At 63.2% G+C, this 14563-nt stretch carries 16 protein-coding genes; 10 read left to right on the top strand and 6 right to left on the bottom strand.

The genetic code is table 11. The features are described from left to right. Window positions 1–35: 35 nt before the first annotated feature. From rplS to QF015_RS08910, 10 genes are all read left to right on the top strand, one after another. Window positions 36–389 (top strand): 50S ribosomal protein L19, encoded by a 354-nt coding sequence (gene rplS / locus QF015_RS08955; RefSeq protein ID WP_144649543.1) that lies wholly within the window; start codon window positions 36–38, stop codon window positions 387–389. Window positions 390–469: 80 nt separating this feature from the next. Continuing rightward, window positions 470–1144, top strand: coding sequence for a signal peptidase I (gene lepB, locus QF015_RS08950; RefSeq protein ID WP_429388500.1), 675 nt, complete (start codon window positions 470–472; stop codon window positions 1142–1144). After that, on the top strand, window positions 1145–2011 hold the full coding sequence (lepB, locus tag QF015_RS08945; protein WP_310208639.1) for a signal peptidase I: 867 nt from the start codon (window positions 1145–1147) through the stop codon (window positions 2009–2011). It begins immediately after the preceding gene. A gap of 2 nt (window positions 2012–2013) precedes the next feature. Beyond that, complete coding sequence (locus QF015_RS08940) at window positions 2014–2808, top strand: ribonuclease HII (RefSeq protein WP_429388498.1); 795 nt, start codon at window positions 2014–2016, stop codon at window positions 2806–2808. Window positions 2809–2886: 78 nt separating this feature from the next. After that, on the top strand, window positions 2887–3231 hold the full coding sequence (locus QF015_RS08935; RefSeq protein WP_216923842.1) for a DUF2469 domain-containing protein: 345 nt from the start codon (window positions 2887–2889) through the stop codon (window positions 3229–3231). Between the two features lie 103 nt (window positions 3232–3334). Continuing rightward, complete coding sequence (locus QF015_RS08930) at window positions 3335–3700, top strand: YraN family protein (protein WP_310208635.1); 366 nt, start codon at window positions 3335–3337, stop codon at window positions 3698–3700. Next, window positions 3701–5242 carry a YifB family Mg chelatase-like AAA ATPase gene (locus tag QF015_RS08925; protein ID WP_429388496.1) on the top strand — a complete coding sequence of 514 codons (1542 nt, stop codon included), beginning with the start codon at window positions 3701–3703 and terminating at the stop codon, window positions 5240–5242. Beyond that, complete coding sequence (gene dprA / locus QF015_RS08920) at window positions 5239–6471, top strand: DNA-processing protein DprA (RefSeq protein ID WP_429388494.1); 1233 nt, start codon at window positions 5239–5241, stop codon at window positions 6469–6471. Before QF015_RS08925 ends, dprA begins: the two co-directional genes overlap by 4 nt. A gap of 107 nt (window positions 6472–6578) precedes the next feature. Next, window positions 6579–7478, top strand: a complete 900-nt coding sequence (locus tag QF015_RS08915; RefSeq protein WP_429388493.1) for a tyrosine recombinase XerC — start codon at window positions 6579–6581, stop codon at window positions 7476–7478. A 238-nt stretch (window positions 7479–7716) separates the two neighbouring features. Then, the gene (locus QF015_RS08910; protein WP_026005636.1) at window positions 7717–8220 is read left to right on the top strand and encodes a DUF3145 domain-containing protein; all 504 of its coding nucleotides are present in this window, start codon (window positions 7717–7719) and stop codon (window positions 8218–8220) included. A 133-nt stretch (window positions 8221–8353) separates the two neighbouring features. Here QF015_RS08910 and QF015_RS08905 read toward each other — a convergent pair whose 3' ends face one another. From QF015_RS08905 to QF015_RS08880, 6 genes are all read right to left on the bottom strand, one after another. After that, entirely contained in the window at window positions 8354–9589 is a 1236-nt protein-coding gene (locus tag QF015_RS08905; RefSeq protein ID WP_310208627.1) for a beta-ketoacyl-[acyl-carrier-protein] synthase family protein, read from the bottom strand. 133 nt (window positions 9590–9722) lie between these two features. Further along, the gene (locus QF015_RS08900) at window positions 9723–9968 is read right to left on the bottom strand and encodes an acyl carrier protein (RefSeq protein ID WP_011692310.1); all 246 of its coding nucleotides are present in this window, start codon (window positions 9966–9968) and stop codon (window positions 9723–9725) included. 116 nt (window positions 9969–10084) lie between these two features. After that, window positions 10085–11146 carry a beta-ketoacyl-ACP synthase III gene (locus QF015_RS08895; protein ID WP_310208624.1) on the bottom strand — a complete coding sequence of 354 codons (1062 nt, stop codon included), beginning with the start codon at window positions 11144–11146 and terminating at the stop codon, window positions 10085–10087. Further along, window positions 11143–12072 (bottom strand): ACP S-malonyltransferase, encoded by a 930-nt coding sequence (locus tag QF015_RS08890; RefSeq protein WP_429388490.1) that lies wholly within the window; start codon window positions 12070–12072, stop codon window positions 11143–11145. The genes QF015_RS08895 and QF015_RS08890 overlap by 4 nt, the downstream gene beginning before the upstream one ends. A gap of 88 nt (window positions 12073–12160) precedes the next feature. Further along, on the bottom strand, window positions 12161–13405 hold the full coding sequence (locus QF015_RS08885) for a PucR family transcriptional regulator (RefSeq protein ID WP_310208621.1): 1245 nt from the start codon (window positions 13403–13405) through the stop codon (window positions 12161–12163). A gap of 195 nt (window positions 13406–13600) precedes the next feature. Next, window positions 13601–14563: transketolase-like TK C-terminal-containing protein (locus tag QF015_RS08880; protein WP_429388488.1), on the bottom strand; the 963-nt coding region annotated here is incomplete at its 5' end.

Below are 14563 nucleotides of genomic sequence, written 5' to 3'. Positions count from 1 at the left end.
GTGAATGACCTGTGGCGTTCACCAGGAGTGGATTAATGCATATCCTCGATAGCGTAGATGCAGCCTCGCTGCGTAACGATGTTCCCGAGTTCCGCGCGGGTGACACCCTCAAGGTTCACGTCAACATCATCGAAGGCAAGAACTCCCGTGTCCAGGTATTCCAGGGCTTCGTCCTGGGCCGCCAGGGTGACGGCGTTCGCGAAACCTTCACCGTGCGCAAGGTGTCCTTCGGTGTCGGCGTAGAGCGTACCTTCCCGGTACACTCCCCGATCATCGAGAAGATCGAGGTCGTCACCAAGGGTGACGTCCGCCGCGCAAAGCTTTACTACATGCGTGCACTGCGCGGTAAGGCTGCGAAGATCAAGGAAAAGCGCGACTTCGCCAAGTAGGTCCTGCGACTTACGCAACGGGTCCAGGATTCGTGCCCGGTTGTTCCGGAGCAATCCGCAACGCAACAGGGATACGAGTCATGGACACATCAGAACGCCAGCCCCGGAAACAGGGCTGGCGTTTTGTTTTGCTGGCGCTGATCCTTGCCGTGGCGATCAGCGGACTCGTCCGTTCGTTGTGGCTGGACGTCTATTACATTCCTTCCGAATCCATGGAACCGCTCCTTGGCACGGGGGACAGGATCCTGGTGTCGCGGACAGCTTTTGGTTCCGAGCCGATCCGCCGCGGTGACATCGTGGTCTTCGACGGCCGCGGTTCCTTCGCGCCTCTGAGCAGTGGACAGGGCCCCTTTGTTGACGCCGTCTCCGCAGCGAGCCAATGGTTCGGTCTCACGGGCAGTGAGACCACCTACGTCAAGCGGGTCATCGGCGTTGCGGGGGACCGGGTCCAATGCTGCGATGCCAGTGGCCGCCTCACAGTGAACGGTCAGCCGGTTGAGGAACCCTATGTGTATCCGGGAGACGAACCCAGCAAGCAGAAATTCGATGTGGTGGTGCCCAAGGGTCGACTTTGGCTGATGGGGGATCACCGCTCGCGCTCGGCGGACTCCCGTGGACTGCTCGGAGCCCCGGGTGGCGGTATGGTTCCCGTCGAACGCGTTATCGGCAGACCAGTCCAGATCATCTGGCCACTTGATAGATTTGCAGAGGTGCCTCGCTCTACGCAGGCCGAAACATCGAAGAACGGACAATAGATGCCGGACAAAGCTCCAGAGAATCCCGAGCGGTACGACGACGACGCCCGGGTCTCGGACGGAACGGCACCTGCTTCCGGGGTGGCTGATTCCGGTCAACCTGACGCTCCAGCACCTGGCAGCACCGGTGGCAGCGGCGAGGATGGTCCGCGTGAATCCACTGGTGGCGCCCACGCAGTGGAGAAACCCCGCAAGAACCCTGTTCTTGTCTGGGTCAAAGAGATCGTCACCGTGGTGGCCATCGCCTTGGTGCTCTCCTTCCTCTTGAAGACCTTCCTCTTCCGGGCGTTTTACATTCCTTCGGAATCCATGGAGAGCACGTTGGATGTCAACGACCGGATCTTCATCAACCTCCTGGTTCCCGAGCCCTTCGCCCTGCAGCATGGTGATGTGGTGGTGTTCAAGGACTCCCAGAACTGGCTGACTCCCGTGGCCAAGGAACCCGCCGGCCCGATGGACTGGGTAGGGGATGCGCTTGAGTTTGTGGGTTTGGCTGCCGACGACAACGAACAGCACCTCGTCAAGCGTGTCATTGGGCTTCCCGGAGACAGGGTTTCCTGCTGTGATGCCCAAGGGCGGGTCAGTATCAATGGTGTGCCGCTGGACGAGACTTACATCAACCCGGCAGAAGTCCCGCAGCCGAATCCCTTTGACATTGTTGTTCCGGAGGGCAAAGTCTGGGTCATGGGCGATAACCGAAACCATTCCGCTGACTCCCGTGCCCATCAGGAAATCAACGGCGGCTTCATCAATATGGACGACATTGAGGGGAAGGCGACGGTCATTGCCTGGCCCGTCAACCGTTGGACCATCCTTGACAACTTCCAGGACGTCTTCCGCGATGTCCCAGCAGGAACCGCAGGCTAATCATGGCAAGGGCTATCACCGATCCGAAGGGCAAAGCATCAGCCAAGGCGCCGGCGAAGGCCACGGGCAGAACGGCGGCCCGGACCGGGGCGAAGTCCAAGTCCAAGGCGAAGATCCCCGTGGGGTTCCCAACCCTGGACTTTGAACGGTCCTTCCTTTCGTCCGGCGTGCGGTTGCTCGCGGGCGTGGACGAAGTGGGCCGTGGCGCCCTGGCCGGCCCTGTGAGTGTGGGGATAGCGGTCGTCAACCTTGAGGATCACGGTTTGCTGGCCGATGTCCGGGACAGCAAGCTGCTCAAACCCGAGGACCGTGACAGGCTTGAACCCTTGGTCCGTGACTGGGCGGTCGCCTCTGCCGTGGGGCACGCGTCGTCCCGGGAAATCGATGACATTGGCATCATCGCCGCGTTGCGCCTGGCGGGTACGCGTGCGTGGTTCGAGGTCCTTGCCGGTGGCACCACGCCTGACGTTGTCCTGCTGGATGGCAGCCACAATTGGCTCTCGCCGGATGTTCAGGCCTCCCTCTTTGACGAGCCTGCCCTGGGACCATGGTGCGAGGCGCCAGTCCACACCCGGGTCAAAGCGGACATGAGCTGCCTTAGTGTTGCTGCCGCCAGCGTGCTGGCGAAGGTGGCCCGTGACCGCATCATGGTCGACCTCCATGCGGAGGTCCCTGCTTACGGTTGGAACGAAAACAAGGGCTACGCCACCTCTGCCCACAGGAAAGTGATCCGGCTCCAAGGGCCCAGCGCCTATCACCGGACCAGCTGGAACCTGACGGGGCCGGAGGCCGGCTGAAGCTCCCCTTGGACCGGTAGTTCCTGCGCCGCGGTCCGGGTGGCGCGTGCTGCCCGGCAGATAGTGCAAGATGGAACTATGAGCGCCGAGGACCTTGAGAACTATGAAACCGACATGGAGCTGCAGCTCTACCGTGAATACAGGGATGTTGTCGGTTTGTTCAGCTACGTCGTGGAAACCGAACGGCGGTTCTACCTGGCCAACCATGTGGACCTCCAGGCACGCAGCGCAGACGGGGAAGTCTACTTCGACCTGACCCTGCAGGATGCCTGGGTCTGGGATGTTTACCGCTCAGCACGTTTCGTGAAGAACGTCCGGGTTATTACGTTCAAGGACGTCAACGTCGAAGAACTGCCCCGGAACGAGGACCTCGCATTGCCCAAGGATGGCGGTCTGGGAGACTTGGGCGATCTCGGCAACTAGCTCTCCACTCTTCCTCCACAGCAACGATTCCAGAAGGTTTACCCACATAGCCTCATAAGCCCCTGCCGTCCTCCGCCTCCAGCCTGAAGGCTGGTAAGCGGAGGTGATGGTCATGAGGGCAAAAGACCTTTTGGGCCGAAACGGCGAGGCGCTGGCGGCCGGTTTCCTGGAGAACCAGGGGATGCGGATCGTCGACAGAAACTGGCGATGCGCAGACGGTGAAATCGACATTGTGGCGATTGACGGCGACACCTTGGTGGTGGCCGAAGTCAAGACGCGTCGAAGCCTGGACTACGGGCATCCTTTCGAAGCTGTGGGGTCTGCCAAGCTGGCCCGGCTTCACCGGCTCGCATCATCGTGGTGCCGGGAACACGAGCTGAATGCCCCACGCAGGCGCGTCGATGTCGTCTCGGTCATCGATGACGGCGTTGGCGAGCCTGAACTTGACCATCTGCGGGGTGTGGTCTGAATGGGGGTCGGACGCAGCCATTGCGTTGCCCTGGTGGGCCTCAACGGTTACATCGTGGAAGTGGAAGCAGACATCGGCCAGACGCTTCCCAACTTTGTCATTCTGGGATTACCCGACGCCGCACTCAACGAAGCCAAGGAACGAATCCGGTCCGCAGCCCAAAACTCCGGGATACCACTGAGCCGGCGGAAGATCACTGCCAACCTCATACCAGCATCCCTGCCCAAACGGGGTTCGGGATTTGACCTCGCCATCACCATGGCCGTCTTATGCGCGGCGAACGACGTCCGCTCCATCGGCGGAACAGTCTTCATTGCTGAACTGGGGTTGGACGGCAGGTTGAGGCCGGTACGGGGTATCCTGCCGGCAGTGATGGCTGCCGTTCACGCGGGCTATCCGGATGTTGTGGTGGCTGACGCGAACGTCGTGGAAGCGTCGCTGGTGCCCGGGGCAAATGTCCGGGGGTACAAAACACTCGCACGGCTCGCGTTCGATTTTGGTGCCGACCCCAAGGAATTGGCCCTCGACTACGATCCCGGGGACGGCGATGTCCTTGACGATGACGAAGACGACGGTGCCATGGTTCCTGATCTTTGCGACGTCTCGGGCCAGGGCGAGGCGCGGCGGGCGCTGGAGGTCGCTGCCGCAGGGGGCCACCACATGCTGCTGACAGGGCCGCCGGGCGCCGGAAAAACGATGTTGGCCGAACGTTTGCCAGGGTTGCTCCCCGATTTGGCGGACACGGCGGCCATGGAAGTTACGGCCATCCATTCGTTGGCAGCCGTCCAGTCCTCTGCCGTGCGGCTGATCCGAAGGCCTCCCTTCGAGAACCCGCACCACACGGCTACTGCAGCGGCCATCATCGGAGGCGGTTCCGGGCTTCCCCGGCCAGGTGCGGCCTCACGGGCGCATCGTGGTGTCTTGTTCCTTGATGAGGCACCGGAGTATGAACGTCGGGTACTCGATGCGCTCCGGCAACCCTTGGAGAGTGGGGAACTGGTGATTCATCGCTCGGCGGGAACGGCAGCGTACCCCGCCCGTTTCCAGCTCGTGCTGGCAGCCAATCCGTGCCCCTGCGGCAAGGCTTCGGGCAAGGGCATGGATTGCACCTGCACTGCCATGATGCGGCGGAGGTACTTCGGAAGAATATCGGGGCCTTTGCTGGACCGTGTGGACATTCAGCTCCACGTCGAACGGGTGTCCTTGGCCGACTTTGGACACGCAGGAAAGGAAGAGGACACGGGCGCCGTAGCCGCCCGCGTGCTGGCGGCAAGGGGAAGCCAGGTGGACCGCTTAGGGAAACTCGGACTTGAAACGAACTCCCAGGTTCCAGGGCGCACCTTGCGCGGCGAACTGCGGTTGTCGGCAGGCACCACCCGCATCCTTGACGCTGCCCTGGAACGTGGGACATTGACTGCCCGCGGCTACGACCGCGTCCTCCGGTTGGCCTGGACGCTCGCCGACCTCGGACACGGTGGAACACCGAATGCTGATGACATCGGCCAAGCGCTGGGGCTCCGGCAGGCAGCGGCTGCGACATGAGGAACATCGAAACGAAGGGAACCAAACCAATGGCCGCAGCGGGGATGCAGGACAAAGAACGGATTGCCAGGGCGGCGTTGGCACGGCTGATGGAACCTCAGGATTCCGTGGGCCTGGCGTTGGTCCGGGTTCTCGGGCCGATCGATGCTTTGGGAGTTGCCACCGGAGAGGTGGCTACAGGGCCACGCCTTGAGCAGGAAGTATCCACCGTCCTCGGTGAGTCCGGCGGACCGTCCACCTGGGTTGGGCTTCCGGCAACCCTCCGGCGATGGGCACCACGCATCAATGACCTTGCACCGGACCGCGACCTCGAAACCATGCGCCGCCTCGGTGGCAGGTTGATAGTGCCGGGAGATGAGTTGTGGCCGCAGCAACTGGAAGACCTTGGTCTCCAGGAACCGTTATGCCTGTGGTGGCGGGGCCAGGAACAGCCGCTGCCCCCCGTCCGGCAGGCCATCGCCCTTGTGGGGTCCAGGGACAGCACGAGCTATGGCGCGTCCGTCACGGGCGACTTCGCCTACGGCTTGGCGCAGCGCGGATACACCGTGGTCTCCGGTGGCGCTTACGGCATTGACGCCCACGCACACCGCGGAGCGCTGAACGGCGGGATGGCCGATGTGCCCACCATCGCAGTGATGGCTGGCGGCGTGGACCGCTTCTACCCCTCCGGCAATGAGGACCTTCTGAGGGCTGTGTCCACCCAAGGAGCTGTCATCTCTGAAGTACCGCCCGGTTCCGCTCCCACCCGCTACCGATTCCTGCAACGGAATCGGATCATTGCGGCTCTTGCGTCGGTCACCGTGGTGGTGGAGGCGCGGTGGCGGTCCGGTGCCCTCAACACAGCGCACCATGCTGAGTCCATTGGCCGGGTTGTTGCTACTGTTCCGGGGTCCATCCACAGCGCCAACTCGGCAGGCTGCCACCGCCTGCTCCGGGAAGGTGGGGCGGTGTGTGTCACCGATATCGGCGAGATCACCGAACTCGCCGGTGCCATAGGAGAATCCAGCTCCGAGGAGAAGAGCGCGGAGCCGGCAGTGCACGACGGCTTGTCCTTGGAAGACCTCATCCTCCTGGATGCCCTGCCGCTACGTTCCACCTCCTCGGTGGAGAAATTGACCGTGGTAGCGGGCCTTGGCCCGGATACTGTCCGGGCGGGTCTCGGACGACTGGGACTCCTGGGCCTGGCCACCTCGGAACGGGGTGGTTGGAAACGCGCCAGGAATGCCTAGCCGCCTGGAATCCAGGAGCCTCTCCGGAAAGAGCATGTTGATACTGTCTGTTTGCTCCGGCTGCTGGCACAGTGGGAAGGGTGGACGGACAATCATTACCAGCTTCGATGCGCGGCGCTATGGAAGGCTTTCGGCGCTACTTGGAGGGTGAACGTGCCCGGTCTTCACATACGGTCCGGGCCTATCTGGCGGACGTGGAAAGTCTCCTTGGCTTTGCCTTGGCGGAGGGAGTCCAGGAACTCGGGCAATTGGAGTTGGGCAGCCTGAGGCGTTGGCTTGGCGCCCAGAGTGAAGCAGGCATGGCACGTGCGACGCTCGCGCGCCGGGCCGCGACGGCCCGATCGTTCACTGGATGGGCGCTCCGGGAAGAACTCATTGGGACGGATCCCGCAGTTCGGCTGCAGGCACCCAAACGGGACAAATCCCTGCCTGGTGTCCTGCAGCGGCAGCAAGTGACCCGTATGGTGGATGACCTGAACGCTGCGGCTGAGGCGGGCGGCCCCATGGCCATCCGCAACCGGGCCATGGTGGAACTCCTCTACGCCACGGGAGTTCGCGTGGGCGAGCTTGCCGGGTTGGACATCGACGACCTTGATCCGGATCGAAGGACGCTCCGTGTCCTGGGCAAAGGGAACAAGGAGCGCACGGTGCCCTACGGCGTTCCCGCGGCCGTGGCAGTTGATGACTGGCTTCGGCGGGGCCGTCCCGCAGTGGTTACGCCAACGAGCGGTCCGGCCCTCTTCCTGGGAGTGCGGGGCAACCGCGTTGATCCCCGCCAGGTGCGGGCGGTGGTCAGCGGCCTGTTGCAGGCCCTCGGCGACACCTCAGCGACGGGGCCGCACGCCCTGAGGCACAGCGCGGCAACCCACCTTTTGGACGGGGGAGCGGATCTTCGCGCCGTCCAGGAAATTCTTGGACACAGCAGCTTGGCCACCACGCAGATCTACACCCACGTCTCGGTGGACAGGCTGCGGAAGAGCTACCAGCAAGCACACCCGCGGGCATGAGCACGACCGCCACGTCCCGCACTGGCGGAAACCGGCGGGGTACGGCAAAATAAGAGCACCACGGGGAAACCTTCACGTCATGCTTGAGGGTTGGATCTGTGCCAAGATCGTCAGTACGGCAAAACATAACTGAATAGCCTGTCAGGGCCCACATGACTTTTCATGGCATCCCGCAGCAGCAGCAAACATCCAGGCAGAGGTCGTTGGGGAAGACGTACCTACAGCTATGGAGGATGGAATGTCTGTTGCAACAACCCGCGGTGTCTTGTTTGTGCACTCGGCCCCTACGGCACTGTGCCCGCACGTTGAGTGGGCCATTGGATCGGTCGTGGACAAGCGGACCGATCTTGAATGGACCCCTCAACCTGCTGCGCCTGGAATGTTCCGGGCCGAGCTGTCGTGGACGGGAACGCCCGGTACCGGGGCGCAGTTGGCGTCGGCCCTTCGGGGCTGGGCGCACTTGCGCTATGAGGTCACTGAAGAGCCGAGCCAGGGAGTGGATGGAGCCCGTTGGTCCCACACCCCGGAGCTGGGTATTTTCCATGCCGTGACGGACGTCCATGGCAACATCATGGTGACCGAGGACCGCATCCGCTATGCGTACGAATCCGGTGCCGGCGATCCCTCAGCGGTCTATCATGAGTTGTCCCTGGCGCTGGGCGAAGCGTGGGACGAGGAACTGGAACCCTTCCGCCACGCGGCAGAGGGCGCTCCGGTCCGCTGGTTGCACCAGGTCGGCTAGCGACACCCACCGGCTGATTGCCCCAGGTTCGCTGACCGCACCCAGCATCAGCGCCTCCCATAGCAATGAGAAGGGCCCCACCAACAGGTGGGGCCCTTCTCACGTCTCAATGAGGCGGTATCCTTCGACGCTGTCAGACGTTCCTGACTGCGATGACGGCGTTGTGCCCTCCGAAGCCAAAGGAGTTGCTCAGCGCCACGATGTCGCCTGCAGGCAGATCGCGGACCGATGTCACGACGTCGAGGGGGATCTCAGGATCCTGGTTCTCAAGGTTGATCGTGACCGGGGCCTTCCGCTCGTAGACAGCCAAGACGGTCAGCACTGCCTCAACGGCGCCTGAAGCGCCCAGGAGGTGTCCCATCTGCGACTTGGTGGCAGATACCGCCACGTTATCCACGTGGGTGCCCAGGGCGGCACGGAGGGCCGTGTACTCGGGCTTGTCACCAACCGGCGTCGATGTGGCGTGGGCGTTGACGTGGACAACGTCCTCAGCCTGGATCCGGCCATCAAACATTGCAGCCTTCAGGGCCCGGGTTGCGCCAAGGCCTTCGGGGTCCGGTGCCGTGATGTGGTAGGCATCAGCCGTTACTGACGTGCCGGCCAGCTCGGCATAGATGCGGGCGCCACGGGCAATTGCGTGCTCTTCGGCCTCGAGGACCAGGGCGCCTGCGCCTTCACCCATGACGAAACCGTCACGGTCGATGTCGTAGGGGCGGGATGCGCGCTCCGGCTCGTCATTACGGCGGGACAGGGCCTGCATGGAGGAGAAGGCAGCCAGCGGCATTGGGTGGATGGCAGCTTCTGCTCCACCACAGACAACCACATCCGCTTTGCCGGAACGGATCAGGTCCAGGCCAAGGTGGAGGGCTTCGGTACCTGAGGCGCAAGCCGAAACAGGGGTGTGCGCTCCGGCGCGGGCGCCGAGGTCCAGGCTGACCGCAGCTGCCACGCCGTTGGGCATGAGCATGGGAACCGTCATGGGCAGGACCCTGCGGGGTCCCTTGTCCCTCAACGTGTCCCAAGCGTCCAGCAGGGTCCAGACGCCGCCGATGCCTGTGGCGAAGGCAACTGCCAGGCGATCGTGGTCGATCTCTTCAATCCCGGAGTCGGACCAGGCTTCACGGGCGGCGATGACACCAAACTGCGTGGAAGGGTCCATGCGCTTGGCCTCAACGCGGCTCAGGACCTCAAGTGCCGGGGTTGAGCAGCGGGCAGCAAAGTGGACGGGGAGGTCGTACTTGGCCACCCACTCATCCTCGAGCGTGCGGGCGCCGGAGACCCCTTTCAGCGCGTTCTGCCACATTGTGGGTACGTCGCCGCCGATGGGAGTGGTGGCCCCCAGACCGGTTATGACTACTTTGCGTGCCATGCGATCACTCTCTGTCGGATCAGCCGTCCTACCTGCAGGTCTCACAGGGGGAGGCAAGAAAATCTTTGGGCGTTACTGCGGCTGTGCCGGGCCACGGGATGGAAATCCCGGCCCGGCACAGCTTTTGACAGGACTAGGCCTGGGCGTTGGCGATGAAGCTGACGGCGTCGCCGACGGTCTTGAGGTTCTTGACCTCTTCGTCGGGAATGCGAACGCCGAACTTCTCTTCAGCGTTGACAACGATGGTCATCATGGAGATGGAGTCGATGTCCAGGTCCTCCGTGAAGGACTTGTCGAGCTCTACGGCTTCGGTGGCGAGGCCCGTCTCTTCGTTGACGATTTCAGCCAGGCCGGCCAGGATTTCTTCGTTGCTAGCCATTGTTGGCTCCTTTTCTTGTTGTACCGGCTACTGCCGGAAAGGGGGCAAACCGCGGTTTACGGTTTGGGTTTGAAAGTCGTATTCAGTTGGCTGGAGGCCACGGGGCCACTCCAGGTCTACGGCAGAACCACTACCTGGGCGCCGAAGACCAGTCCGGCGCCGAACCCGATCTGCAGGGACAGGCCGCCGCTCAGTTCAGGATTTTCCTGAAGCAAGCGGTGCGTTGCCAGCGGAATGGACGCCGCGGAGGTGTTGCCCGCCTGGGCGATGTCGCGGCCGATGACAACGGATTCGGGAAGCTTGAGCTTCTTGACCATCTCGTCGATGATGCGCATGTTGGCCTGATGCGGAACAAAGGCGGCGAGATCGCTTGCTTCGATACCGGCCGCATCAAGGGCTTGCTGGGCTACCTTGGCCATTTCCCAGACGGCCCAGCGGAACACGGTCTGGCCATCCTGGCGCAGCGTGGGCCACACGTCCTGGGTCGCCGAAAGGATGGCGGGGTCGTCGATTTCGTCGGAGTGCCGGGCGGATTCGCCCAGCTTCTTGACGTCTTCGAGGGAGTGGGTCATGCCAATGGCGTCCCACTTGCTGCCGTCCGAGCCCCAGACGGAGGGACCGATCCCAGGGGTGTCGGAGGGGCCGACTACAACAGCGCCTGCGCCGTCGCCCAAGAGGAACGAAATGGTGCGCTCGTGGTTGTCGATGACGTCGGAGAGCTTTTCCGCGCCGACCACCAGGACGTACTCAGCTGCACCGGAGCGGACCAAGGCGTCAGCTTGGGCTACGCCGTAGCAGTACCCTGCGCAGGCGGCCGAGATATCAAAGGCGGGTGCCGGCGTCGCGCCCAAACGTTCGGTGAGTGCAGCGGCAGCCGACGGCGTCGCGTACGGGTGGGTCACGGTGGAGACGATCACTGCACCCAGTTGTGACGCTTCGATGCCCGCCTGCTGGAGGGCTCCCCGTGCTGCGCCTTCGGCCATGTCGATCACGCTGACGTCAGCGGCGGCGCGGTGCCGGGTGATGATGCCCGTGCGCTGGCGGATCCATTCGTCCGAGGAGTCAATCCACTGACAGACGTCCTCGTTGGTGACGATGACATCGGGACGGTAGGCGCCGATGCCGAGGATGCGCGAGTTCTCGTTGACCGCGGCCTTGTTCAGTACGGGAGTGCTCATGCCTGTCCCTCCAATTCTGCGAAGAGCGCGAGAGCCGCGGACAGGTCATCCGGGGTCTTCACGGCAACTGTCTTGACGCCGGGCATGCCACGCTTGGCGAGTCCTGCGAGGGTACCGGCCGGGGCAAGCTCGATCACGCCGGTGACGCCGCGTTCAACGAGCGTTTCCATGCACTTGTCCCAGCGGACGGGGCGGGAAACCTGGGCGATCAAGCTGTCGACGGCGGCAGTTCCTGAAGTGACTTCCTTGCCGTCATAGTTCGACAGCAGGGGAACCGCCGGGTTCTGCGGCGAAAGCGACGGTTTGAGGGCCTCGAGCGCGCTGACGGCCGGGGCCATATGGGAAGTGTGGAACGCGCCTGCGACCTTGAGGGGGATCACGCGCGCTTTTGCCGGCGGGTTCTCAGCCAGTGCCTTGAGTTGTTCGAAGGTACCTGCTGTCACTGTTTGTCCTGCGCCATTGACGTTGGCGGGGGTGGCCCCGGATGCTTCGATGGCGGCCAGCACCTCGGCGGGATCGCCGCCCACCACTGCACTCATTCCGGTGGGGGTTACCGCAGCTGCTGCGGCCATGCTGTTGGCCCGTTCCCGCACGAAGGTCATGGCTTCGGCCTCCGTGAGCACACCGGCAAGGGCGGATGCGGTGATTTCGCCGACGGAGTGGCCCGCGAGGATGACCGGAAGGGTGCTGAGCTCAACGTCGAACAACGACGTGGCCGCGATGAGTCCTGCCGCAACAATCAGCGGCTGGGCCACCGCGGTGTCCTTGATGGTTTCTTCATCCGAGGTGGTGCCGTGGGCCTTGAGGTCAATGCCTGCGATCTCGCTCAGGGTGGCCAAGTGGCCTTCGACGGAGGGGAGTTCCAGCCAGGGGGCCAAAAATCCAGGGGTCTGGGAGCCCTGTCCAGGGCAGACGATTGCAAGCACGTATCCAGCTTTCCAAATTGCCACGTGATCCACTGGTGTTTTGGTACACCAAGCTCACTGGGTCAGTTTGTAGGAAGTCTACAACGGTTCAGTTCTGTGAACGCGACGTGTGACGTTCGGGAGCGGCCTTCGGCTGGGCCGAAAGCCGGCCCACCACCAAGGCAGTTTGGAGCACGAAAGCCTCCCGGGGGAGGAGCGGATCCCAGCCTGTGACGTCGCAGACACGCTTCAAACGGTAGCGCACAGTGTTGGCGTGGACGAACAGTTCGCGGGCCGTGGCTTCCAGTGAATGCCCCAGCTCCAGGTAAGTCCCCAAGGTCTCCACGAGGCCGTTCGAAGCGGCCAGCAGTGGGCGGTAGATGTTTTTGATCAACGACCTCCGGGCGGCGTCGTCGCCGGAGACAACGCGTTCGGGAAGCAGGTCGTCGGCCGCGACGGGGCGGGGAGCGGAGGGCCATGCCCGGGCGGCCGTGAGCCCAGCGAATGCTGCCTGGGCTGAGCTGCTTGCTTCCACCAGTGATCCCGCTTCCGGCCCGTAAACAACGGCCCCGGGGGCGAAGAGTTCGCTGAGTTTGACGTAGGCGGTGTCACGGTCCTGAACGCCGCCAAGGATCAAAATGAGTCGATCACCTTGGATTCCCACCAGGGCATCCTCTGCGAAACGACCGGCGGTCCGGCGCAGTTCGCTGACGTAGCTGGCGCTGGGTTCCGACGGTGAATTGCCTACCATCACGGTGAAGCGCTCCTGGGCTTTCCAGCCGAGGGCGGCGATCCTGGACCGCAAAGCATCCGTATTTTCGCCACGAAGGATGGCATCAACGATCAACGCTTCCAGCCGGGTGTCCCAGGACCCGCGGGACTCGGCGGCGCGCGCATAGACATCTGCGGCCGCGAATGCCACTTCCCGCGAATAGCGCAGGACAGCCTCGCGCAGTGAAGGCTGGTCCGATTCCGGCGCGATGACGGGAACCTGGTCCTCCACCACTTCCACGACGATGCGGATCAGTTGCAGGGCCTTTTGCAGGCTGATCGAACGGGTCAGCTCGGTGGGGGCGTTGCCGAACACGTCCGTGAGGATCCACGACGGCGAACTGGGCCGTTCGTACCAGGTCACGAACGCGGCGATGCCGTTTTGGGCGACCAGGCCCAGCGCTGACCGCTCATCGGAGCTCAGCCGGCTGTACCAAGGCAGTGACTTCTCGAGCTGGCGCATGGTGCTGGTGGACAATTGACCGACGTTGGCGCGGAGTTGCCGCAGAGTCTCGGCCTTTTCCGGCGACAATGCCTGGGTTGCTGCCTTGCGCTTGGAAGTTGTTTTGGTCGGCTCTGCCATGGAATGAGCATACGGCCCATCCCGGACAAGCTCCATTTGTGAGAAGGCTACAACTTGCGTTGTTGCTGGTCACATGGTTGGGATGCATGGTCCCGCCCGGTTAAACCACGACGGCGGCCGCCACCGTGTGGTGGAAGCCGCCGCTGCGGTTATTGCTGGTTCTGCCGTTGAGGCAGGGCTGCCTTCGGCAGCTGTTTAGGCGTCTCCGCCTGCTCCGCCGGTGGTGCCGGCGTTCACATCCAGGAGCCGGTACTTCTCGATGGCCTTTTCCAAGGCGCCTTCTTCAACTTCTCCCTTGGCGGCGAGGAGTTGGAGGGTTTTGGCGATGATGGAGTGGGTGTCGTTTTTGAAGTAGCGGCGGGCGGCTTGGCGGGTGTCGGAGAAGCCGAAGCCGTCTGCTCCGAGGGAGGCGAAGTCGTTGGGGATGAATTGGCGGATTTGGTCGGGGACGGCTTTCATGTAGTCGGATACGGCGATGACGGGTCCGGTGGTGCCTGCGAGTTGTTCGGTGATGAACGGGGTGCGGGCGGGTTGGCCGGGGTTGAGGAAGGCGTGTTCTTCGGCGGCGAGTCCGTCGCGTCGGAGTTCGTTCCAGGAGGTCACGGACCAGACTTCGGCGGCGACGTTCCAGTCTTCGGCGAGGATCTTTTGGGCTTCGAGGGCCCAGGGGACGGACACGCCGGAGGCGAGGATGTTCGCTGTGGGGCGGTTCTCTGCTTTGGTGCCGTCCGCGGTGGGGGCTTCGGCGAGGCGGTAGATGCCTTTGAGGAGCCCGTTGATGTCGAGGTTTTCGGGTTCGGCGGGTTGGGTGATGGGCTCGTTGTAGACGGTGAGGTAGTACATGACGTTTTTATCCGTGGAGGCGTCGCCGTACATTTCTTCGAGGCCGTGGCGGATGATGTGGCCGATTTCGTAGCCGTAGGCGGGGTCGTAGGTTTTCACGGCGGGGTTGGTGGAGGCCAGGATGGGGGAGTGTCCGTCGGCGTGTTGGAGTCCTTCGCCGGTGAGGGTGGTCCGTCCTGCGGTCGCGCCGATGATGAAGCCGCGGGTCATTTGGTCTGCTGCGGCCCAGAACGAGTCCCCGGTGCGTTGGAAGCCGAACATGGAGTAGAACACGTAGATCGGGACCAGGGGTTCGCCGTGGGTGGCGTACGCGGT

Origin of the sequence: Paenarthrobacter sp. TE4293 (assembly GCF_050435325.1) — a bacterium.
Classification (GTDB): Bacteria; Actinomycetota; Actinomycetes; order Actinomycetales; family Micrococcaceae; genus Arthrobacter; species Arthrobacter nitroguajacolicus_C.
This window is presented reverse-complemented; position numbering and strand designations above follow the sequence as displayed.